Below are 387 nucleotides of genomic sequence, written 5' to 3'. Positions count from 1 at the left end.
CCTCCTCGATCCGTTTGCGGATGCGGATACTTGCGCGATACCCTGGATGGCGTGTCGTGCGACCGTCGATGGCGGAGCGCCGGCCGCTCACATTCTGGGCGACGTGCGGGGTAACGCGGCGCTCCCGCAGCTCGTCGACGAAGTCGCTCGTGTCGTATGCCCGGTCGGCCGCCAGCGTGATCCGGCGCGCGTCCGGGCGCTCGACATCGTCGAGCATCGCGACCGCAGTCAGTCGTTCTGCAAAGCCTGCCACCCGCGTCGTCTCGGCATCGACCGCGAGTCCGTTGCGGTTCTCCATCAGGACGTGCCCCATGTAGCACAGCTTGGCGCCTGCCCCCGGGCTCTTGCGATACAGGCGCGCGTCCGGATCGGTGGTCGAGGCATGGG

1 protein-coding gene is annotated in these 387 nt (G+C 68.5%); it reads right to left on the bottom strand.

Annotated elements, in window-relative coordinates; genetic code table 11:
• Nucleotides 1-387 (bottom strand): transposase (locus QU44_RS17100; protein ID WP_033923616.1); only part of this gene is annotated, 387 nt, incomplete at both ends.

Source organism: Sphingomonas sp. 37zxx (assembly GCF_000786205.1).
Lineage (GTDB): Bacteria > Pseudomonadota > Alphaproteobacteria > Sphingomonadales > Sphingomonadaceae > Sphingomonas.
Note: the sequence above shows the minus strand (reverse complement) of the source record. Positions and strands in the feature narration are given on the sequence as shown.